The following is a 20,996-nucleotide window of genomic DNA, read 5'->3' on the forward strand; positions in this document are numbered from 1 at the left end:
GTCTGACCCAGATTTACCGGGTTTAAATGCCACGCCCAGTCATACTCACCCGCCCGATAGCCCAGGCCGAGCCCCTGGCCAGCCGCATCCGCGCCCTCGGCCGCGAGGTCGAAGTGCTGCCGCTGCTGGAAATCAGCCCGCTGCCAGACCAAACGCCATTGCAGGACGCCCTGGCCAGCCTGGCGAGCTACCAGCTGGTGACCTTCGTGTCCCCGAACGCCATTGACGCGGCCTTCGCCCACATCCCCGCATGGCCGCCAGGCCTGCAAGCCGCAGTAGTGGGCGAGGCCAGCCGCCTGGCGCTGATCGCCCAAGGTGTCCCCGCCAGCCAGATCTCCAGCCCCGCCGACCCAGCCCACAGCGACACCGAGCACCTGCTGCAAGCCCTCGACCTGCCAGCCCTGCGCGGCGCCAGGGTCCTGATCGTGCGCGGCGAATCCGGCCGCGAACTGATGGCCGATTCCTTCCGCGCAGCCGGCGCCGAGGTCACCGTGCTGCCGGCCTACAGGCGCGCCGTGCCGCAGCTGACGCCAGCACTGGCCGGGCGATTGACAGAACTGGCCGCCACGCCAGCCGACTGGATCATCACCAGTTCCGAAGCCTTGCGCGGCCTTGTCGGGCTGCTAAAGGAATTAAACAAGTTGACAATCGTTGCATCTTTGCAACATCATCGCCTGATCGTCCCCCATCCCCGCATTGCCGAAACGGCAAGAGATTTGGGCTTCCCGAATGTGACTCTCACAGGATCAGGCGACGAACGGGTACTCGCCGCGTTACAATCACGTCCATGAACGATTTGCCTAACCAAACTGACAACTTGCCAACGACGCCAACTGCGCCGGCCGTCGACACTCCCAACACCGCCCAGGCTGCGCCCGCGACCCCGCCGGCACAGGAGCGCGATGCCTTGCGCCAGCCGCTGACCATTGCCGTAGTGGTGCTCGGTATCCTGCTGGCAGCGCAAGCCTTCTACTCGAAGAACCAGGTGTTCCGCCTGCGTGAAGAGATGGCGCGCCGCCTGCAGCAGGGCGACTCGCTGAATGGCCAGACCAGCCAGCTGGCGAAGAACGTCCAGGAGACGACCAAGGAAATCCAGCTCAAGGTAGGGGTGCTGGAAAACCGCCAGCAGGAAGCGCAGGCGCAGCAGCTCGCGCTGGAACAGCTTTACCAGGACATGTCGAAAAACCGCGACGAGTGGGCGCTGGCTGAAATCGAGCAAGTGCTGTCCACTGCCAGCCAGCAGCTGCAATTGGCCGGCAACGTGCCAGGCGCGCTGATCGCGCTGCAAAATGCCGACCGCAGCCTGTCCCGTTCCGACAAGCCGCAATTCATCACCATCCGCCGCGCCATCGCCAAGGACATCGAACGCCTGAAGGCGCTGCCGAACGTCGATAACGTCGGCCTGGCCGTGCGCCTGGATAACGTCATCGCCCAGGTCGACGGCCTGCCGATGCTGTCGGACGCCAAGCCAACGCCGCCGGCGCCTGCGGAGCGCAAGCCGCACACCCCAGCGCCGGCCAAGGCCAAAGGGAAGGGCGCAGCCGGCAAGGAAGCTGCTTCCGCACCGGCAGAAGATGAAGATAGCTGGGGCAACCGCCTGAAGACCGTGTGGCAGGACTGGAGCAGCGACATGTGGTCGGAAGTGTCGACCCTGATCCGCGTGCGCCGCGTCGAAACACCGGACGCCATCATGCTGGCGCCGGAAGAAGCCTATTTCCTGCGCGAGAACCTGAAACTGCGCCTGCTGAACGCGCGCATGGCCCTGCTGTCCCGTAACGAAGCCGCCTTCCGCGCCGACCTGCTGGCCGCGCAAGAAGTGCTGGCGCGCTACTTCGACACCAAGACCGCCCAGACCAAGACTGCGCAGCAGCTCCTGCGCCAACTGCAGGGCAGCAACCTGCAGATCGAAATGCCGACGCTGGCCGATAGCCTGAACGCGGTGCGCAACTACAAGGCGAAGCCATAATGCGTCTCTTTATCTGGCTCGTTGTAATGATGGCTGCGGCCATCGGTATCGCCGTGACGGCGCGCTTCAATCCCGGCAATGTGGTGCTGTTCTACCCGCCGTACCGCGTGGACCTGTCGCTCAACTTCTTCATGGTGCTGCTGGTTGCAGCTTTCCTGCTGGTGCATTTCCTGGTGCGCGCCTTCAACGCCACCGTCGACATGCCGCGCAAGGTGGCTGCCTACCGCCAGAACAAGCGTGAACGCGACGGCAACAAGGGCCTGCGCGACGCACTGAAAGCCCTGTTCGAAGGCCGCTTCGGCCATGCCGAAAAGGCCGCGCTGCGCGCTGCTGAATTGCCGGAAAACGCCGGCGTGGCTGCCCTGATCGGCGCCCGCGCCGCGCACCGCATGCGCCAGCAAGCCCGCCGCGACCAGTGGCTGGCCCGCATCGCCAGCGACAACGGCATGAAAACCGCGCGCCTGATGACCGTGACCGAACTGCTGGTCGACGACCACCAGCCGGAAGCGGCGCTGGAAGCCGTGCGCGAACTGAATGCCAGCGGCACCCGCCATATCCATGCCCTGCAATGGTCGCTGAAGGCCGAGCAGCAAGCCAAGAACTGGCCCGAAGTGCTGCGCCTGGTGCGCCTGCTGGACAAGCACAAGGCCCTGCATCCGGCCCTGTCGGCGCGCCTGCGCGAACTGGCATATGACGACCTGCTGTCCGATAACTCGCACGATGCGGAATCGCTGCAGCGCGTCTGGAGCACCATCCCGAACGCCGATCGCTTGAAGCCCTACGTCGCCTGCCGTGCAGCCACCGCCCTGAATGCGCGCGGCCTGCATGACGAAGCGCGCGTGGTGTGCGAAGAATCGCTGGCCGCCAACTGGGACGAGCGCGTGCTGCGCGCCTACCGCGACGCCGCGGCGCCGGTTGGTTCCGCTGCGCTGCTGGTGCAGATCGAACACTGCGAAGGCTGGGTGCGCGAGCGCCCCAACGATGCCGAGCTGGCGCTGACCCTCGGCTCCCTGTGCCTGAAGCAGAAACTGTGGGGCAAGGCCCAGCGCTACCTGGAGCAGGCCCTGTCCGATGCCTCCGAATCGCGCATGGTACGCGAGTCCCACCTCAAGCTGGCGCAGTTGCACGAAGCGCTGTCCCAGCCCGAAGAAGCGGCGAACCACTATCGCCAGTGCGCCTTGGCAACTATTTTGTGAGACTGCTGCGCCGCACAAGCGGCGCGCAGTTCGCTATAATTGCAAGGTTAGACTGTCCAAAAATGCATTAATCCGAGGAAAACATGAGCCTGAACAAAGTACCGGCCGGCAAAGACCTGCCGAACGATTTCAACGTGATTATCGAGATTCCGATGAACGCGGATCCGATCAAGTACGAAGTGGACAAGGAATCCGGCGCCATCTTCGTCGACCGTTTCATGGGCACCGCCATGCACTATCCGTGCAACTACGGCTACATCCCTAACACCCTGTCCAACGACGGCGACCCGGTCGACGTGCTGGTGATCACCCCGTTCCCGCTGATCCCTGGCGTGGTGGTACGTTGCCGCGCTATCGGCGTGCTGAAGATGACCGACGAATCCGGCGAAGACGCGAAAGTGCTGGCCGTTCCGGTCGACAAGATCCTGCCGATCTACAAGCACTGGCAGAAGCCTGAAGACCTGCAGGACCTGCGCCTGCAGCAGATCCAGCACTTCTTCGAGCACTACAAAGACCTGGAGCCAGGCAAGTGGGTCAAGGTTGAGGGCTGGTACGGTCCTGAAGAAGCCAAGAAGGAAATCATGCACGGCGTTGCACAAGCCGCCAAGCAGGAAGGCAAATAAGCCTGATCGAAGAAAGCGCCCCGCGGGGCGCTTTTTTTGTATAGTCGTTGCGTGCACCCTTGCAGGGAGGACGCAACATGGAAGGATCATTGTCGATCTGGGCGAAGACCGCCCCCGTCGCCGCGATGCCGGAACTGAGCGGCGAACTGCAGGCCGATGCCTGCATCATTGGAGGTGGCATTGCCGGCCTCACCACCGCCTACCTGTTGTCGCTGGAAGGGCGGCGGGTGGTGCTGCTGGAGGCGCGGCAGCTCGGCAGCGGCGAAACCGGCCGCACCACCGCCCACCTGATGCCGCCGGACGAGTGGTATCACTGCATCGAGCAAAATTTCGGCTCAGTCAACGCGAGGCTGGTTGCCGCAGGCCAGATGGCGGCCATCGAACAGGTGGCGTCCATCGTGGGCAGCGAAGGACTGGACTGCGAATTCGAGCGGCTCGACGGCTACCTGTACTCCGCAACTGGCGACCCCAATGAAATCCGGCGCGAGTGCGAAGCTGCAACGCGCGCCGGCCTGGAGGCCGAGCTGCTGCCCCAGGTGCCTGGCCTGCCGTTTGAAAGCGGCAGCTGCGTGCGTTACGCCCGGCTGGCGCAATTTCATCCGCTGAAATACCTGGACGGGCTTGCCGACTGCATCCGCCGCCGCGATGGACGCATTTTCTGCGGCAGCCGCGCCACCGGCATCGACCGGGTTGGCGACAAGCTGCACGTGAACACGGCCGGCGGGCGCGTGGTGGCAAACGCCGTGGTGGTGGCCACCAACACCCCGTTCAACAACCGCGTCGTATTGCATACCAAGCAGAATGGCTACCGTACCTACGTGATCGGGGTCGAGGTGCCGCGCGGGTCCTTGCCGCGCATGCTGCTATGGGACAGTGGCGACCCTTACTACTACGTCCGGCTGGAATCGGGCGGGGCCAGCCCGGGCCACGACGTGCTGATTGTCGGCGGCTGCGATCATAAGGTCGGGCAGGACGGCGACCCGCGCCACCGGCATGAGCAGCTCGAAGCATGGACGCGGCAGCACTTCCCGATGGCAGGCGCGGTAACCCTGCGCTGGTCCGGGGAAGTCATGGAGCCAGCAGACGGCTTGCCCTTCCTGGGCCGCAATCCGGCCGACGACAGCCAGGTGTACGTGATCAGCGGCGACTCGGGCACCGGCATGACCAACAGCACGCTTGGGGCGATGATCGTGCGCGACCTTGTGGCCGGGCGGGAAAATCCCTGGACCGAACTGTATGACCCGGCGCGCAAGCCTTTCCACGGCATGAAGGAATTCATGCAGGAGCAGGTGAATACGCTGGCGCAGTATGGCGACTGGCTGCGCGGCGGCGACGCTGAGTCGGCGGTGGAAATTGCACCGGGGCAGGGCGCCATCCTGAATCGCGGCGCCAGGAAACTGGCGGTCTATCGCGACGATGATGGTGGGCTGCATGCCATGTCGGCCGCCTGTACCCACTTGGGTTGTGCAGTGAGCTGGAACCCGGCCGAGAGGTCCTGGGATTGCCCTTGCCACGGTTCGCGCTTTTCAGCCGAGGGGGCGGTGCTGCACGGGCCGGCCAACACGGCGCTGGCGGCGGAAGAACTGGACGATGACGAAGCCGGCATCCAGCCTGTGCCCGGCCAGCACGGCAGCAGCCACCGCGCGCCGCGCTAGCGCCGGAAAGGCGTGTGCTCGTTCAGTTCATCGAGGTAGGCATCGATACCGCCTGCCTCGCGCTCCAGGAAGCGCTCCACCGCGTCGCTGAAAGCGGGGTGGGCCAGCCAGTGGGCAGAGTAGGTTTTCTGCGGCAGGAAGCCGCGCGCCATCTTGTGCTCGCCCTGCGCGCCGCCTTCGAAGGTCCTGATGCCGTTGGCGATGCAGAATTCGAGCGGCTGGTAGTAGGCGGTTTCGAAATGCAGGCAGGGGATGTGTTCCATCGTGCCCCAATAGCGGCCATAGAGCGTGTCGTCGGTGTAGACGACCAGGGATGAGGCGAGCGGCTGGCCATCGCGCTCGGCGAGCACCAGCAGCAGGTTTTGCGGCATGGCGCGGGCCAGGCGCAGCCAGAAATCGAGGTTCAGGTAGGGCGAGGAGCGGTGCTCGGCGTAGGTGTTGCTGTAGCAGCGGTGGAAGAAGCGCCAGTCTTGTTCGGTGGTTTCCTGCCCGCGCAGCTGGCGCATGGCGATGCCGGCCTCCCTGACCTTGCGGCGCTCGGCGCGGATGTTCTTGCGTTTTTTGTGTTCCAGCGTGTCCAGGAACTGGTCGAAGTGCTGGTAGTCCTGGTTCAGCCAGTGGAACTGCACGCCGGTGCGCAGCATGAATCCCGCCTGGCGCAAGTGTTCCGCTTCCTCCTCCGTCGGGTAGAGGACGTGGGTCGAGGACATGCCGGCGGCGCCTTGTTGCTCGCAAAGGAAGGCCAACAAGGCGCTTCGCGCCGCTGCGTTGCGCGCCATCAGGCGCGGGCCGGTAACGGGCGTAAACGGGATGGCGGAGAGCAGCTTCGGGTAATACTCGATGCCGTTGCGGTGGTAGGCGTCGGCCCAGGCCCAGTCAAAAACATACTCGCCGTAGGAGTGGGATTTGACGTAGAGCGGCATGGCAGCGGCCAGGCTGCCGCCCTGCCAGACGGCCAGGAACTGCGGCTGCCATCCCGTATCAGCGCACGCGCTGCCCGATTCATGCAGGGCATGCAGGAAGGCGTGCGACAGGAAGGGATTGCCCGCCGCCAGCCGGTCCCATTCGGCTGGATCGACATCGGCAAGGGAAGAAAGGACGCTGGTACGGTATTCCATCGGGCCATTCTAGCGAATAACGGCCGAGCCCGTGTCACACCATGGGGTCACACCCCAAGTGTGACACGGGCTCGGCCGTACGCTGGGGCGGGGGCAATGTTAAAATCTTCGCCATCACCTTTGCCTTGCCGAGATATGCCGCATTCCTTCCACAACTTGTACAACCATGACTTTGCCCGGGTGGCGGTTGGCGTGCCGCGCTGCCGGGTGGCCGATCCGCAGTTCAATGCGGCCCAAACAATCGCCTTGGCGGAGGAGGCGGCGGCGAAGGGCGCGGTCCTCGTGGCTTTCCCGGAGCTGGGCCTGTCTGCCTACTCTTGCGATGATTTGTTCCACCAGCGCGCGTTGCTGGACGGGGCTCTGCAGGCGCTGGCTTCCGTGGTCGAGGCTTCGAGCCGCATTCCGACGGCGATGGTCGTGGGCGCGCCGCTGCGCGTGGACCATCAGCTGTTCAATTGCGCGGTCGTGGTGTCGGGCGGCGTGATTCGCGGCGTGGTGCCGAAATCCTATTTGCCGAATTACGGCGAATTCTACGAGGCGCGCCAGTTCAGCGCGGCCGATGAGGCGATTTCCACCGAAATCTCGCTGCTCGGCCAGCAGGTGCCTTTCGGCGCCAACCAGCTGTTCGAGCTCGAAAACCTGCCGCTGTTCAAATTCCATATCGAGATCTGCGAGGACGTCTGGGTCCCGATTCCGCCGTCGTCCTTTGCCGCATTGGCCGGGACGACCGTGCTGGTCAACCTGTCCGCTTCCAATATCCTCGTCGGCAAGGCCGATTACCGCCGCCAGCTGGTCGGCCAGCAGTCGGCGCGCTGCATTGCGGCTTACCTGTATTCTTCGGCAGGCCGCGGCGAGTCGACCACCGACCTGGCCTGGGATGGCCAGGCGCTGATCTGCGAGAACGGCGAAATGCTGGCCGAGTCCGAGCGCTTCGCCGAAGAATCGCACATCATCTTTGCCGACGTCGACCTGGAGCGCCTGTCGCGCGAACGCATGCGCACCACCACGTTCGGCCATTCGACCCGCCGCCATAAGGTCGAAGTGGCGCAGTTCCGCATCGCGCGCTTTCCGGTCGAGCTGCCGTCGCAGCGCGTGCTGCCGCTGGAGCGCAACGTGGCGCGCTTCCCTTACGTGCCGTCCAACCCGCAACTGCGCGACAAGCGTTGCAACGAGGTCTATCATATCCAGGTCAGCGCGCTGGTGCAGCGCCTGTCCTCGTCCGGCATCAGGAAGGTGGTGATCGGCGTGTCGGGCGGCCTGGATTCAACCCACGCGCTGCTGGTCTGCGCCAAGGCCATGGACCACCTCGGCCTGCCGCGCACCAGTATCATCGCGGCCACGATGCCGGGCTTTGCCACCAGCAGCCGCACGCTGGACCAGGCGAGGGCGCTGATGCAGTTCGTCGGCTGCACTGCGATGGAAGTCGACATTCGGCCAAGCTGCATCCAGATGCTGAAGGACCTGGGCCACCCGTACAGCGAGGGCAAGGAACAATACGACATCACCTTCGAGAACGTGCAGGCCGGCGAACGCACCAACCACTTGTTCCGCATGGCGAATCACCATAACGGCATCGTGATCGGCACCGGCGACCTGAGCGAGCTGGCGCTGGGCTGGTGCACCTACGGCGTGGGCGACCATATGTCGCACTACAACGTGAATGCCAGCGTGCCCAAGACCCTGATCACCCACCTGGTGCGCTGGGTGGCCGAGAGCAAGCAGTTCGGCGATGTCAATTCAAGCGTGCTGCTGGCAGTGGTGAATACCGAAATCAGTCCGGAGCTGGTGCCTGGCAAGGCCGACGACGAAGCACCGGCGCAGATCACGCAGAACGTGATCGGCCCCTACGAGCTGCAGGACTTCAACCTGTACTACACGCTGCGCTTCGGTTTTTCGCCGGCCAAGGTAGCCTTCCTGGCTTACCACGCGTGGCGCGACCGCGATGCCGGACTGTGGCCGGAAGACGAGCACGTGGTGCGCAACCAGTACGAATTGAAAGACATCAAACACAACCTGGGCATCTTCCTCAAGCGCTTCTTCCAGACCTCCCAGTTCAAGCGCACCTGCGTGCCGAACGCGCCGAAAGTCGGATCGGGCGGCTCGCTGTCGCCGCGCGGCGACTGGCGCGCGCCAAGCGACTCGGAGGCTGCCGCCTGGCTGGAAAACCTGAAGACCGTGCCTGACGCTTAAAACCACTATAAGGAGAACGCAATGAAGCAAATTACCGCCATCATCAAGCCATTCAAGCTGGACGAGGTACGCGAATCGCTGGCCGAAGTGAACGTGACCGGCCTGACCGTGACCGAGGTAAAAGGCTTTGGCCGCCAGAAGGGCCACACCGAGCTGTATCGCGGCGCGGAATACGTGGTCGATTTCCTGCCGAAGGTGAAAGTGGAAGTGGTGGTGGACGACAGCGTGGTCGATACCGCTGTCGATGCGATCATCAAGGCGGCCCGCACCGGCAAGATCGGCGACGGCAAGATCTTCGTGCAGAACATCGAGCAGGTGATACGCATCCGTACCGGCGAAACCGGCGCTGACGCGGTTTGATCAGGCCGCAGATCTAGCGACCTGCACGCAATCGCGGCCTGCGTGCTTGGCCGCGTACAAAGCCTGGTCGGCACGCGCCAGCAGCGTGTCCGGCCCGCTGTCTCCCGCCTCCAGGCAGGCAATGCCGATGCTCAGCTTGAGCGGCACGGCCCGGCCCTCATGCATAAGCTGCAGCGCCCTGGTGCCGGTGAGCAGGCGCTCCGCCACGATCTGCGCTTCGCTGATTCCTGTCGATGGGAGCACGATTGCAAATTCCTCGCCGCCCAGGCGGGCCGCCAGGTCGCTGCGCCTGCAGGCGGTGGCGCAATGGTGTCCGATGGCGATGATCGCCTGGTCGCCGGTGGGGTGGCCAAAGCTGTCGTTGATTGCCTTGAAGTGATCGATGTCGATCATCAGCAGCGAGAGCTTGTGCCCATAGCGCCGCGAGCGTTCGATTTCCATTTCCGTGCGCGCCATGAACTGGCGCCGGTTGGCGATGCCGGTCAGGAAATCGGTGGTCGCGATCTCGTGCAGTTCACGGTTGCGGTCCTCGATCGTTTTTTCCAGTTGCAGGCTTTCCATTTCCAGCGCTGCGGCCAGGGCCTCGAGCGAAGCGCGTGCATTGTCGCTCTCGATGCGGAACTGGGCTGCGATAACGAGGATGGCCAGGGCCCCGCGCAACAGCTCGCCGGCAACGACGTCTCCGCCCTGGACGGCCAGGGCGGCAAACAGCTGCCATGCAGTGTCGATGCCAAACAGCGCGCACAGCATGGCGCGGCCATTGCGCGGCGCATGACGCGAAAGGAGCGCGATGGCTGCCAGCAGCAATGGAATGCGTATCGCCGCCGCGAGAACCAGGCGCGCGTGGTCGCTTGCATGGCCGGTCGAGGCGCAAAGGACGGCGGCCGCCAGCAGGAATGCGAGCCAAGGCTGGGGCTTGAGCAGGCATGGCGGCGGGGCAGGCATATAGCGCACGGCGCCGCGCAGCAGCAGCATGGCGTTGGCGGCGGCCAGCACATTGGGCAGCACCACCGTCAGCGCCACAGGCAAGTCGCCGCGCATGCCGGCCAGTATCCATGCCAGGCCCTGGCAGATCGCCGCCAGGCTCCAGTTGGACCCGGCGGAACGGCCATCGCGTACCGCGTGCAGGCCGATGAAGGCTATGCCGAGTGCCAGGCAGGCAATGCCGAGGGTCAGTTGGCAAGTTCCGATGCGCAGGGTATTCAAACTGCCTCCACCCGGTTGCGGCCGCCGTTCTTGGCGCGATACAGGGCAGCGTCGGCGCGAACCACCAGGCTGTCCATCGAGGCATCATGCGACTTGAGTGCGGCGATGCCAAAGCTGGCAGTAACCTGGTGCGGCACGCCGGACAGCGCGGGCGGGATGGCGCTGATGGCACGCCGCAGGCGCTCGGCCGCAAGCCGGGCCGCAATGGCGCTGGTTTCAGGCATCAGCAAGGCAAATTCTTCGCCGCCGAGGCGGCCGGGCAGGTCGACGTTGCGGGCATTGGACTGGCAGGCCTGGGCAATTACTTGCAGCAGCTTGTCGCCTGCCGCATGACCGAAGCGGTCGTTAATCTGCTTGAAGTGGTCGATATCGAGCAACAGCAGCGTGAGCGGCAGGTGGTAGCGGCGGGCCCGTTCGATTTCGTCGTTGCCGCGCTCCATGAAGTGACGGCGATTGGCGATGCCGGTCATGCTGTCGGTGGTCGCTTGCCGGGTCAGTTCCGCGGTGCGTTCGGCGACCACGGCCTTCAGTTTGTTGCGCTTGTCCTGCAGGCGGCCGGCGTGGGCCGCAAGCTCGTCGCGGATCTTTTCGCTCTCCAGCCGGAACTGGAAGGCGTTCACCAGCAGATGCAGGATGCCGCCCACCGAGACCATGACTGCAAACGAGGAGCCGCCGTCCAGAAAATTGTCGACGTGCTCGCCTGAAAGGAGGGCAGTGCCTAGACGCACCACGCTCCAGATGGTGGCCAGCGCCAGGATGTCGACCAGGTAGCGGGTGCCGGCCGGCAGGCCGGGCCGCCTGACCAGCATCAGCAAGGTCGCGCAGTAAAAGGCGGCGCGGCAGGCAGACACCAGCCCGATCCGGGCCTGCACGCTCGGCTGGCCGTAACTGAACCAGGCGAAAGCTGCGGCGGCCGCACCGACGCACAGGGCGTAATAACGGTCGCTGTAGCGTGCGCCGACCAGCATTGCCGTGCCGCGATGAATGAACACCAGGCTGACGACGGACAAGGCGTTGTCGGCGACGGTTCCAATGTAGCCGGGGAGTGTGGCGGAATTGGCAACAAGCAGCGCTGCGGCACCGCCGGCCAGGGCGGACAAGGCCCACTGGCCGCCGGGCGTGCCCGCCAGGGAGCGGCCGTGCAAGCCCCGGAAGGCGCAGGCAATCAGGATCGACAGGAAGCCGACCAGGCTCGTTGCAGTAGCGACATCAAAGGTAAACACGGACAGGCAAGCGCATCAAGAAAGTTGCGCAATTGTATCAGTTGTTACTTGATGGTAAGTTTTAACTTTCCAATTGAAAGTCTGTTGGCGATAGCCCTACGGCCGGCTGATCTTCAGGTCAAAGCGCCAGGCCAGCAGGCGCATCACGGTGATCAGGCCGGCACTGGACCACAGGGCGACGTCGTCCGAAACCTGGGTATATTGCAGCGCGATATAGAACCAGCAGCCGAAGAAGGCGCAGATTGCGTACGGTTTTCCATCGCGGAAGACCATCGGCACCTCGTTACAGATGATGTCGCGCAGCACGCCGCCGAAAATGCCCGTTACCACGCCCATCATCACGGCGACGAAAATCGGCATGTCGGCCGCAAGCGCTTGGGCCACGCTGGCAACCGCGAACAGGCCGAGGCCCACCGCGTCGGCTATCACGATCAGCCGTTCGGAAACGATATGGCGGATATGCTTGACGAAAGGCGCCGCCACCAGTGCCACCACGAACAGCAGGATCGTATATTCCTGGTGCGCTACCCAGAACAGCGGACGCTTGTCGAGCAGGATGTCGCGTACGGTACCGCCGCCGAAGGCGGTAATGAAGGCGACGATGAACACGCCGACAATGTCCATGCGCTTGCGGCGCGCTTCGATGAAGCCGGAGAATGCCCCAACCAGGATTGCTACGACCTCAATGATGGTGATCAGGGAAACGGCGGGGACTATTTTCATGAGGCGCAGATTAGCATCCTGATAGCAGAACCTGCAAGCCACGCATGCCGTGGCGCCGCCGCGGCGAAAGGAGGCCGGTCAGCGCTGGGGCGCGAGGGCGGAGCGCAGCAGCACCATGATGGCGCCTTCGCCGCCTTCTTCGGCGCGAGCCTGGCAGAAGGCGATTACGCCGTCGGTCTGCACCAGCCAGGAGTGGGCCATGGATTTCAGCACCGGCTCGCCGCCGCGCGAACCGAAGCCGCGGCCGTAGATCACGCACACGCAGCGGTAGTTGCGGCGTTTGGCCTTGAGGAGGAAATCGTCCACCGCCTGGCGCGCCTCGTCGCGGCGCTTGCCGTGCAGGTCCAGTTCATCCTGTACCGGCCAATGGCCCTTGCGCATCTTCTTCATCACGTCCGGGCCGATGCCGGGCGCGCTGTAGTTCAGCGAGGGATCTTCTTCCATGTAATGGTCGACGTCGAACATATCCGACAGCATCGACTCGCGCAGCACGGCTGCGTCGTCCGCCGCCTGCTCCTCGGCCGTCTGCGGCTTGCGCGGGCCGGATGGGGCAGGGCGGCCCGCCGCGGCCGGGCCCTTGGCGGGCGGCGGCACGTAGCGGTCGGACGGCTTCATCTTCTGCACGCCGGCCATGGAGGACTGGAACACGTTGGCAGCGGCGGCCGCGGCCTTTTCCTGCCTGGCGCGCTCCTTCTGCTCGGCCGCGCGCTGCTCTTCCTGCTCCTTGAGCTGCTTGCCCAGTCCCTTCAGGTCGGCGAAGCTTTTCACTCTTGCGCTTCCAGGTAGCGTTGCGCGTCCAGCGCGGCCATGCAGCCGGTGCCGGCGGAAGTGATGGCCTGGCGGTAGATGTGGTCTTGCACGTCGCCGGCTGCAAATACGCCTGGCACGGAGGTGGCGGTGGCCATGCCTTCGGTGCCGGTGCGGGTCTTGATATAGCCATCCTTCATTTCCAGCTGGCCTTCGAAAATGCCGGTGTTCGGCTTGTGGCCGATGGCGATGAACAGGCCGTGCACTGCCACGTCGGACAAGCCGCCGTCATTGTGCTTGATGGTGATGGCGTTGACGCCGGACTGGTCGCCCTTCACTTCGTGCAGGGTGGAGTTCAGCTTCAGCTCGATCTTGCCTTCGGCGACCTTGGCCATCAGGCGGTCCACCAGGATAGGCTCGGCGCGGAACTTCTCGCGGCGGTGCACCAGGGTGACCTTGGTGGCGATGTTCGACAGGTACAGCGCTTCTTCAACGGCGGTGTTGCCGCCGCCAACCACGGCCACTTCCTGGCCACGGTAGAAGAAACCGTCGCAGGTGGCGCAGGCGGACACGCCGCGGCCCATGAATTCCTGCTCGGTCGGCAGGCCCAGGTACTGGGCCGAGGCGCCGGTGGCGATGATCAGGGTGTCGCAGGTGTAGGTGTTGCTGTCGCCCACCAGGCGGATCGGCTTTTCGTTCAGGTGGGTGGTGTGGATGTGGTCAAACACGATTTCGGTCTTGAAGCGCTCGGCGTGCTGCAGGAAGCGCTGCATCAGGTCCGGACCCTGGACGCCCATCGGGTCGGCCGGCCAGTTTTCCACGTCGGTGGTGGTCATCAGCTGGCCGCCTTGCTCGACGCCGGTCACCAGCATCGGATTCAGGTTGGCGCGCGCGGCGTAAATCGCGGCGCTGTAGCCTGCTGGACCGGAGCCGAGAATCAGGACTTTGGCGTGTTTGGTAGTAGTCATATGCGGATTCTTTACCTAGTTGGAGTGTCTGGTATATGGGTGCGGACAGGAATGCGACAAGTCCGGCCCCAAGCAAACCGAAATTATATGCGAAGCGTGCATTTCACATGTACCGTGGGGCCGTTTTACCTTGATATGCCTTAGAATAAGCGCAATTATGGAATTTTTGCCTCCAAGCAATGAGTAAGAAGAGTCAAAAGAGCCAGGAGACTTCTTCTGGTTACACTCGCAATGTCACCGAACGCCAGCCCTTACCCAATCGGCTGGTGCGACTGCTGTCGGAGGCCCGCTTTTTCGCGCTGTTTGTCGTCTGCGTTTATTTCATCCTGATCCTGGCCAGCTACAACCGGCTGGATCCAGGCTGGTCGCACAATAATGTGGTGCCCACGGTGTTCAACCTGGGCGGGCGCGGCGGCGCCTGGCTGTCCGATTTGATGCTGTTCATCTTCGGCTTCTCAGCCTGGTGGTGGTGCGTCTACATGCTGCGCGTGGTGTGGCAGGGCTATCGCCGCCTGACCCGTAAGTTCGTGCTGGAGAAGGACGAAGATCCTGAACACAAGCAGGAAGGCCTGATCCGCGTGATCGGTTTCGGCCTGATGCTGGTGGGTTCGATGGGCCTGGAGTTCCTGCGCCTCTACACGCTGAAAGTGCAGTTGCCGCGCGCTCCGGGCGGCGTGCTGGGTGAACTGATCGGACACGGCGCGCACGTGGGCCTGGGCTTTACCGGCGCCACGCTGCTGTTGCTGCTGTTGTTCGGCACCGGTTTCAGCCTGTTCTTCCACGTATCGTGGATGTCGGTGGCCGAGAAGATCGGTGAAGTCATCGAGATGGGCATCGACTGGGTCCGCGCCCGCATGGAAGACCGCGAGGATCGCCGCCAGGGCGACGTGGCCGTGGTCAAGCGCGAAGAAAAAGTGGTCAAGGAACGCGTCAAGCACGAGGAGAAGCATCCGAAGCCGGCCGACTTGCCGCCGGATGCGCCGCCGGCGCCTATCGTCAAGATCGAGCCGCAGATCACCCAGGTGGTGCAGTCCGAGCGCGTGATCAAGGAAAAGCAGGGCACCCTGTTCCAGGAAATCGAGAACACCACGCTGCCGCCGTTGTCGCTGCTGGACGATGCGCCGCCGCAGCAGGAAACCGTGGCCGTGGAAACGCTGGAATTCACCAGCCGCCTGATCGAGAAAAAACTGTCCGACTTTGGCGTGGAAGCCAAGGTGGTAGCCGCCTATCCGGGTCCGGTCGTGACCCGCTACGAAATCGAGCCTGCCACCGGCGTGAAGGGCAGCCAGATCGTCAACCTGGCGCGCGACCTGGCGCGTTCGCTGTCCCTGACCTCGATCCGCGTGGTGGAAACCATCCCGGGCAAGAACTACATGGCGCTGGAGCTGCCGAATCCCAAGCGCCAGATCGTGCGCCTGACCGAAATCCTCGGCTCCAAGGTCTATAACGACAACCACTCGCCGCTGACCGTGGCGCTTGGCAAGGATATCGCCGGCAAGCCGGTGGTGGCCGACCTGGCCAAGATGCCGCACCTGCTGGTGGCCGGTACCACCGGTTCCGGCAAGTCGGTCGGTATCAACGCCACCATCCTGTCGCTCTTGTACAAGGCCGACCCGCACGACGTGCGCATGATCCTGATCGACCCGAAGATGCTGGAAATGTCGGTGTACGAAGGCATCCCGCACCTGCTGGCGCCGGTCGTTACCGATATGCGCCAGGCCGGCCACGCCCTGAACTGGGCGGTGAACGAAATGGAGCGCCGCTACAAGCTGATGTCCAAGCTGGGCGTGCGCAACCTGGCCGGCTACAACGCCAAGATTGCCGAGGCCGAGAAACGCGAAGAGAAGATCCCGAACCCGTTCTCGATCACGCCGGACGCGCCGGAACCGCTGGAAAAACTGCCAACCATCGTCATCATCATCGACGAGCTGGCCGACCTGATGATGGTGGTCGGCAAGAAGGTGGAAGAGCTGATCGCCCGCATCGCGCAGAAAGCGCGTGCGGCAGGCCTGCACTTGATTCTGGCAACCCAGCGCCCATCTGTAGACGTGATCACGGGCCTGATCAAGGCCAATATCCCGACGCGCATTGCGTTCCAGGTATCGTCCAAGATCGACTCGCGCACCATTCTGGACCAGATGGGCGCCGAAACCCTGCTGGGCATGGGCGACATGCTGTACATGCCGCCGGGTACAGGCTTGCCGATCCGCGTGCACGGCGCTTTCGTGTCGGACGATGAAGTGCACCGCGTCGTGAAGCATCTGAAAGCCCAGGGCGAGCCGAATTACATCGAGGGCATCCTGGAAGGCGGCACGCTGGAAGAAGGCGGCGGCGACGGCGCCGCGGCCGGTGCTGGCGGCGGCGGAGACAGCGAGGCCGATCCGATGTACGACCAGGCCGTGCAGGTCGTGCTGAAGCACCGCAAGGCATCGATTTCGCTGGTGCAGCGCCACCTGCGCATCGGCTACAACCGGGCGGCACGCCTGTTGGAACAGATGGAAAACAGCGGCGTTGTATCGGCCATGCAGTCGAACGGCAACCGCGAAATCATCGCACCTACCGCATCGGCGGAATAAGGATTGTTATGAAGTACACCAAGTTGATGGCGGCCCTGGCCGCCGGCCTGCTGTTCGCAGGTTCCGCCAGCGCTGCGGCGCTGGACCAGTTCAAGTCTTTCGTGGCCAGCACCAAGGCAGCCAGGGGCGAATTCACGCAAAAGGTCGTGGCGCAAGGCAGCAAGGACAAGCTGTCCTCCGGCAGCTTCACCTTTGCCCGCCCGGGCAAGTTCATCTGGACCTACACCAAGCCTTACGACCAGGTGCTGCAGGCCGACGGCGAGCAGTTGTATATTTTCGACAAGGACCTGAACCAGGTTACCGTGCGCAAGCTGGGCGACGCTTTGGGTTCCTCGCCAGCCGCCATCCTGTTCGGCTCCAACGACCTGGAAAAGAACTTTGCCCTGGCCGAGGCGGGTTCGCGCGATGGCCTGGAATGGCTGAAAGCCACGCCCAAAGCCAAGGATGCCAGCTTCGAGCAGATCCAGATCGGCCTGAAAAACGGCGTGCCGGAAGCGATGGAACTGAAAGACAGCTTCGGCCAGACTTCCATCCTGTCGTTCAAGAAGTTTGAAAAAAATCCTGCGTTGAATGCAACGTCCTTTAAATTTGTCATGCCCAAGGGCGCGGACGTCATCAACAATTAGGGCATGATGACGCAAGACCTGTTCGCCCCGGAACCCACCCCGCCGCTGGCCGAAGCGCTGCGCCCGCATACCGTTGCGGACGTGATCGGCCAGAGCCATTTGCTGGGCGAGGGCAAGCCTTTGAACCTGCTGTTCAAGTCCGGCAAGCCGCATTCGATGATCCTGTGGGGGCCGCCGGGTGTGGGCAAGACCACGCTGGCGCGCTTGTCGGCGCGCGCCTTCGACTGCGAGTTCATCGCCATTTCGGCCGTGCTGGGCGGGGTCAAGGACATCCGCGCCGCCATCGAACAGGCGGAGCAATTCGTCGCCAATGGCAAGCAGACCATCCTGTTCATCGACGAAATCCACCGCTTCAACAAGGCGCAGCAGGATGCGCTGCTGCCGTATGTCGAATCCGGCCTGGTCACCCTGATCGGCGCCACCACCGAAAACCCCTCGTTCGAAGTCAACTCCGCACTGCTGTCGCGCGCCCAGGTCTATGTACTGAAGGCGCTGACCGAAGAAGAGATGCGCCAGCTGCTGGCCCGCGCCCGCGAACGCTCCATGCCGGACCTGGACTTCGACGAGCTGGCGATCGATACCCTGATCGGCTACGCCGACGGCGATGCGCGCCGCTTCCTGAACCTGCTGGAGCAGACCAAGACCGCTGCCGCCACCGCGCGCACCAGCAAGGTCACCGGCGAATTCGTGCAAAACGCGCTGACCTTGAATGCGCGCCGCTTCGACAAGGGCGGCGACAATTTCTACGACCAGATATCGGCCCTGCACAAGTCTGTGCGCGGCTCAAACCCGGACGGCGCCTTGTACTGGTTCTGCCGCATGATCGACGGCGGGGCCGATCCGCGCTACCTGGCGCGCCGCATCGTGCGCATGGCGTGGGAAGACATCGGCCTGGCTGACCCGCGCGCCCTGACCATGGTCAACGACGCCGCCGAAACCTATGAGCGGCTCGGCTCTCCGGAAGGGGAACTGGCGCTGGCGCAGGCCGTGATTTACCTGGCGGTTGCGGCCAAGAGCAATGCCGGCTACAACGCCTATAACGCCGCCATGGCCTTCGTGCGCCGCGACAAATCGCGCGAAGTGCCGGTCCACCTGCGCAATGCGCCGACCAAGTTGATGAAGGAGCTGGGCTACGGCCACGAATACCGCTACGCCCACGACGAGCCGGACGCCTATGCCGCCGGCGAAACCTACCTGCCGGATGGCATGGCGGAACCGGGCTGGTACCAGCCGGTTCCACGCGGCCTGGAATCCAAGATTGCCGACAAGCTGGCCTTCCTGCGGAAACTGGACGAAGAAGCCCGCAAGGGTTAAGTGGCCGGTCTAGAGCGCAAGGGTGATGGTTTTACCTAGTTTGTCGCCTTTGCGGCCGAAGTACGTGATGTTGACGGTGCCCGGCGATGCCTCCATGCGCGCGAAGTTGTCGTCCGAATAAACCGGCGAGGTTCGCTTGATCTGGTAGTTGCCAGGTCCTGCGGTCTGGAATCCAGAAAAGTCGAACTGGTTTTCTTCCATGTGCGGGTAAGGCCAGTAGAACGAGGAAGAGACAATCTGGCTTATCTTCAATGTGGGCGACAGCTGTAGCTGGCAGGTAAAAGAACAGTGAACGTCGCCAGAGACGAAAGCTACCCGGCGTATGCTGTTCTTCTCGATGTGCTGCAAGATGCGGTCCCGGTCCGGTACGAAACCATCCCATTTGTCGTTCCTGTCCGATTTCATGTCGGGGATAAAAGGCACCGACGTGACAATGAACTTGTTGCGGCCCGACCCGTCGGAAAGCCAGTCAAGAAGCGCCTTCATCTGCTCATCCTTGATCATTCGGCGATTTGCCGTCGGTGTCGGGATTCGCTCAGTACGAACATCCATCACGAACCAATCGACGCAACCGTCCTGGAAGGTGTACCAGAAGTGTGTTGGCGTACCTTCTATGCGGCCTTCAGCATTGGATTCGAACAGCGGGCTATGGCTGCACTGGTATATCTGGTAAGCGTGGATGGCGTGCGGATAAAGGTTGATCCGGTCACTGGGCGAGGCATTGCTTGGCCAGTTGTTTTCGATTTCATGATCGTCCAGAATCATGTAGGTTGGTACACGCGACATCAGTTCACGAATCGAGTCCTGTGAAAATGCGGTCCGGTACCGGTCCAGGAAATCGTCGATTGCGCTTGCTGGATCGAGGAAACTCTTATCGTCGGCGTAAATCTGGTCACCTATCATCAACAAGGCATCGACAGGTTGAGGCTGTTTGGCGTCGTCAATCTGCGACAGAATGCTTCTGAAACATTTGTCGCCCCGGCTGTCAAAGATGGCGCCCCCGAACAGGCGCAACACGTAACGGCAAGACCCGACGATATATGACCGCGCGTGGTTGGCGGCTTGGCTGCCGCTATTGAAGACGCGGGCATCGGGCCATTGGAAGAGAGCGCCATCCATGCGGGCCACATCGGTCAGTTCACTCTCGGCAAAGAACCATCCTGCCTGGTATTCATACGGCGTATTCCGCGCCAGGCCCTTCAGCGCAAATACGCCGGTCATGTCGAAATGTGGCTCGAGTTTGTTGAAAATCGGGTCGGACCATTGCTTGGCTCCCGGCTTGCGATAGCGCACCGCACCGAAGCAACGCCGTGGCTGGCCATTGTCCAGTTTCAAGTCTCCGCGTAACCAGATGCGTGACTCGGCTTCGCTGGTATAGCCCACGATAGGGCCAACTGTCGGCTGCGAAAGTTGCATTTCAACTCCTTTCGTGGCGGGCGTAGGAAAAATCCTACGTCATTATTGGCCTAAAAAAGAGGCAATATTCTCACGGATCGTAACGATGGCTTAAATTCTTGACATCGTAGGACGACTGTCCTACTCTTGTCGGCATGAACAAGCAGGCAATCAGCACCCGCGAACGCATTGTCGAAACGGCCGACCGGCTGTTCTATGAGCGCGGCTACGGCCACACCAGCTTCGCCGACATCGCGGCGGCGGTCGAGCTCTCACGCGGCAATTTCTACTATCACTTCAAGACGAAGGACGAGATCCTGGCGGCCGTGATCGAATTGCGCCGGCAGAAGACGCAAGCCATGCTCGATGCCTGGGCCGCGGACTCCACGCAGCCGGCGGCGCGCATCGGCCGCTTCATCGACATGATGGCGATGAACGCGCCATCGATCCGCCGCAATGGCTGCCCGGTCGGCACGCTGTGCACCGAACTGGCCAAGCTTGAACATCCTGCGCTGCCCCAGGCGAATATCCTGTTCACGCTATTTCGCGAATGGCTGCGCGCGCAATTCGCGCAGCTGGGCAGGAAGGCTGCGGCCGATGCCGATGGCCTGGCCATGCACCTGCTGGCACGCAGCCAGGGCATTGCCACGCTCGCCAACGCATTTGACGACGGGACATTTATCCAGCACGAAGTTTCGCAACTACACAAATGGCTGCATGCCATTTCCAACTAAAGGAGGAATCATGTTTGTTGTATCGCTCAAATTGACCGGCAGCCGCGAACAGGCCGCGCCATGGATGGCCGCACACAAGGACTGGTTGCAGGCCGGTTTTGACGATGGCGTATTCCTTGCGGCGGGCAACCTGCTGGGGCAGGCGGGCGGCGGCATCCTGGTGCATGGGCTGGAAGAGGGCGCCGTGCGTGAGCGGCTGGCGCTAGACCCGTTCGTTGCAAACGGCCTGGTGGAGGTGGAACTGACCGGCTTCACACCTGCCAAGGCCGATTCCCGGCTGCAATTCCTATTGCCTTCATAAGCGGAACCCTTAAGCGAAGCGTTTACATTTCTATTGTCCAACGTTAGGATGTTGTAAATATTTTAACGGAGGGCG

At 63.0% G+C, this 20,996-nt stretch carries 19 protein-coding genes; 12 read left to right on the forward strand and 7 right to left on the reverse strand.

Features of this window, described 5'->3' with window-relative positions; translation table 11 throughout:
• Window positions 1–26 precede the first annotated feature (26 nt).
• The 5 genes from ACN9M3_RS12470 to ACN9M3_RS12490 all read left to right on the forward strand — a co-directional run bounded on the left by ACN9M3_RS12470 (window position 27) and on the right by ACN9M3_RS12490 (window position 5,440).
• Window positions 27–791, forward strand: a complete 765-nt coding sequence (locus ACN9M3_RS12470; RefSeq protein ID WP_426171116.1) for a uroporphyrinogen-III synthase — start codon at window positions 27–29, stop codon at window positions 789–791.
• A complete protein-coding gene (locus ACN9M3_RS12475; protein WP_426171117.1) occupies window positions 788–1,966 on the forward strand; it encodes a uroporphyrinogen-III C-methyltransferase in 1,179 nt (392 codons plus the stop codon). The genes ACN9M3_RS12470 and ACN9M3_RS12475 overlap by 4 nt, the downstream gene beginning before the upstream one ends.
• Entirely contained in the window at window positions 1,966–3,162 is a 1,197-nt protein-coding gene (locus tag ACN9M3_RS12480; protein ID WP_426322772.1) for a heme biosynthesis protein HemY, read from the forward strand. Before ACN9M3_RS12475 ends, ACN9M3_RS12480 begins: the two co-directional genes overlap by 1 nt.
• A gap of 83 nt (window positions 3,163–3,245) precedes the next feature.
• The gene (ppa, locus tag ACN9M3_RS12485; protein ID WP_426171119.1) at window positions 3,246–3,785 is read left to right on the forward strand and encodes an inorganic diphosphatase; all 540 of its coding nucleotides are present in this window, start codon (window positions 3,246–3,248) and stop codon (window positions 3,783–3,785) included.
• A gap of 77 nt (window positions 3,786–3,862) precedes the next feature.
• The gene (locus ACN9M3_RS12490; protein WP_426322774.1) at window positions 3,863–5,440 is read left to right on the forward strand and encodes an FAD-dependent oxidoreductase; all 1,578 of its coding nucleotides are present in this window, start codon (window positions 3,863–3,865) and stop codon (window positions 5,438–5,440) included.
• Here ACN9M3_RS12490 and ACN9M3_RS12495 read toward each other — a convergent pair.
• Window positions 5,437–6,558, reverse strand: coding sequence for a GNAT family N-acetyltransferase (locus tag ACN9M3_RS12495; protein ID WP_426322776.1), 1,122 nt, complete (start codon window positions 6,556–6,558; stop codon window positions 5,437–5,439). The two genes, ACN9M3_RS12490 and ACN9M3_RS12495, sit on opposite strands and share 4 nt — an antisense overlap.
• Window positions 6,559–6,693: 135 nt before the next feature.
• On the opposite strand from ACN9M3_RS12495, the gene ACN9M3_RS12500 reads away from it, so the two are divergent.
• A complete protein-coding gene (locus ACN9M3_RS12500; RefSeq protein WP_426322778.1) occupies window positions 6,694–8,748 on the forward strand; it encodes an NAD(+) synthase in 2,055 nt (684 codons plus the stop codon).
• Window positions 8,749–8,769: 21 nt separating this feature from the next.
• Window positions 8,770–9,108, forward strand: coding sequence for a P-II family nitrogen regulator (locus tag ACN9M3_RS12505; RefSeq protein WP_028103924.1), 339 nt, complete (start codon window positions 8,770–8,772; stop codon window positions 9,106–9,108).
• Here the strand turns inward: ACN9M3_RS12505 and ACN9M3_RS12510 are convergent, their stop codons facing one another.
• The 5 genes from ACN9M3_RS12510 to trxB form a co-directional block, all read right to left on the reverse strand.
• Window positions 9,109–10,314 (reverse strand): GGDEF domain-containing protein, encoded by a 1,206-nt coding sequence (locus ACN9M3_RS12510; RefSeq protein WP_426322780.1) that lies wholly within the window; start codon window positions 10,312–10,314, stop codon window positions 9,109–9,111.
• Window positions 10,311–11,537 (reverse strand): GGDEF domain-containing protein, encoded by a 1,227-nt coding sequence (locus tag ACN9M3_RS12515; RefSeq protein WP_426322782.1) that lies wholly within the window; start codon window positions 11,535–11,537, stop codon window positions 10,311–10,313. The genes ACN9M3_RS12510 and ACN9M3_RS12515 overlap by 4 nt, the downstream gene beginning before the upstream one ends.
• 96 nt (window positions 11,538–11,633) lie before the next feature.
• Window positions 11,634–12,260: a trimeric intracellular cation channel family protein gene (locus tag ACN9M3_RS12520; protein ID WP_426171129.1), complete on the reverse strand. Its 627-nt coding sequence runs from the start codon at window positions 12,258–12,260 to the stop codon at window positions 11,634–11,636.
• A 78-nt stretch (window positions 12,261–12,338) separates the two neighbouring features.
• Window positions 12,339–13,028 (reverse strand): Smr/MutS family protein, encoded by a 690-nt coding sequence (locus tag ACN9M3_RS12525; RefSeq protein WP_426322785.1) that lies wholly within the window; start codon window positions 13,026–13,028, stop codon window positions 12,339–12,341.
• Window positions 13,025–13,975, reverse strand: a complete 951-nt coding sequence (gene trxB / locus ACN9M3_RS12530; RefSeq protein ID WP_426171133.1) for a thioredoxin-disulfide reductase — start codon at window positions 13,973–13,975, stop codon at window positions 13,025–13,027. Before trxB ends, ACN9M3_RS12525 begins: the two co-directional genes overlap by 4 nt.
• Before the next feature lie 179 nt (window positions 13,976–14,154).
• Between trxB and ACN9M3_RS12535 the strand changes: the two genes are divergently transcribed.
• Genes ACN9M3_RS12535 through ACN9M3_RS12545 form a run of 3 tightly spaced genes read left to right on the forward strand, consistent with a single transcriptional unit; the run spans window position 14,155 to window position 18,491 of the window.
• Complete coding sequence (locus ACN9M3_RS12535) at window positions 14,155–16,551, forward strand: DNA translocase FtsK (RefSeq protein ID WP_426171134.1); 2,397 nt, start codon at window positions 14,155–14,157, stop codon at window positions 16,549–16,551.
• A gap of 8 nt (window positions 16,552–16,559) precedes the next feature.
• Entirely contained in the window at window positions 16,560–17,177 is a 618-nt protein-coding gene (lolA, locus tag ACN9M3_RS12540; RefSeq protein WP_426322788.1) for an outer membrane lipoprotein chaperone LolA, read from the forward strand.
• 3 nt (window positions 17,178–17,180) lie between these two features.
• Window positions 17,181–18,491: a replication-associated recombination protein A gene (locus ACN9M3_RS12545; protein ID WP_426322790.1), complete on the forward strand. Its 1,311-nt coding sequence runs from the start codon at window positions 17,181–17,183 to the stop codon at window positions 18,489–18,491.
• A gap of 9 nt (window positions 18,492–18,500) precedes the next feature.
• On the opposite strand, the gene ACN9M3_RS12550 is transcribed toward ACN9M3_RS12545, so the two are convergent.
• Window positions 18,501–19,907: an alkaline phosphatase D family protein gene (locus tag ACN9M3_RS12550; protein WP_426322792.1), complete on the reverse strand. Its 1,407-nt coding sequence runs from the start codon at window positions 19,905–19,907 to the stop codon at window positions 18,501–18,503.
• 134 nt (window positions 19,908–20,041) lie between these two features.
• Here ACN9M3_RS12550 and ACN9M3_RS12555 point away from each other — a divergent pair, with 134 nt between their 5' ends.
• Together ACN9M3_RS12555 and ACN9M3_RS12560 are read left to right on the forward strand one after the other, a co-directional pair.
• Entirely contained in the window at window positions 20,042–20,620 is a 579-nt protein-coding gene (locus ACN9M3_RS12555; RefSeq protein WP_426322794.1) for a TetR/AcrR family transcriptional regulator, read from the forward strand.
• Between the two features lie 10 nt (window positions 20,621–20,630).
• Complete coding sequence (locus ACN9M3_RS12560) at window positions 20,631–20,921, forward strand: YciI family protein (RefSeq protein ID WP_426322795.1); 291 nt, start codon at window positions 20,631–20,633, stop codon at window positions 20,919–20,921.
• Window positions 20,922–20,996 lie beyond the last annotated feature (75 nt).

Source organism: Pseudoduganella sp. R-43, from assembly GCF_049913255.1.
In the GTDB taxonomy this organism is placed as follows: Bacteria; Pseudomonadota; Gammaproteobacteria; order Burkholderiales; family Burkholderiaceae_D; genus Rugamonas.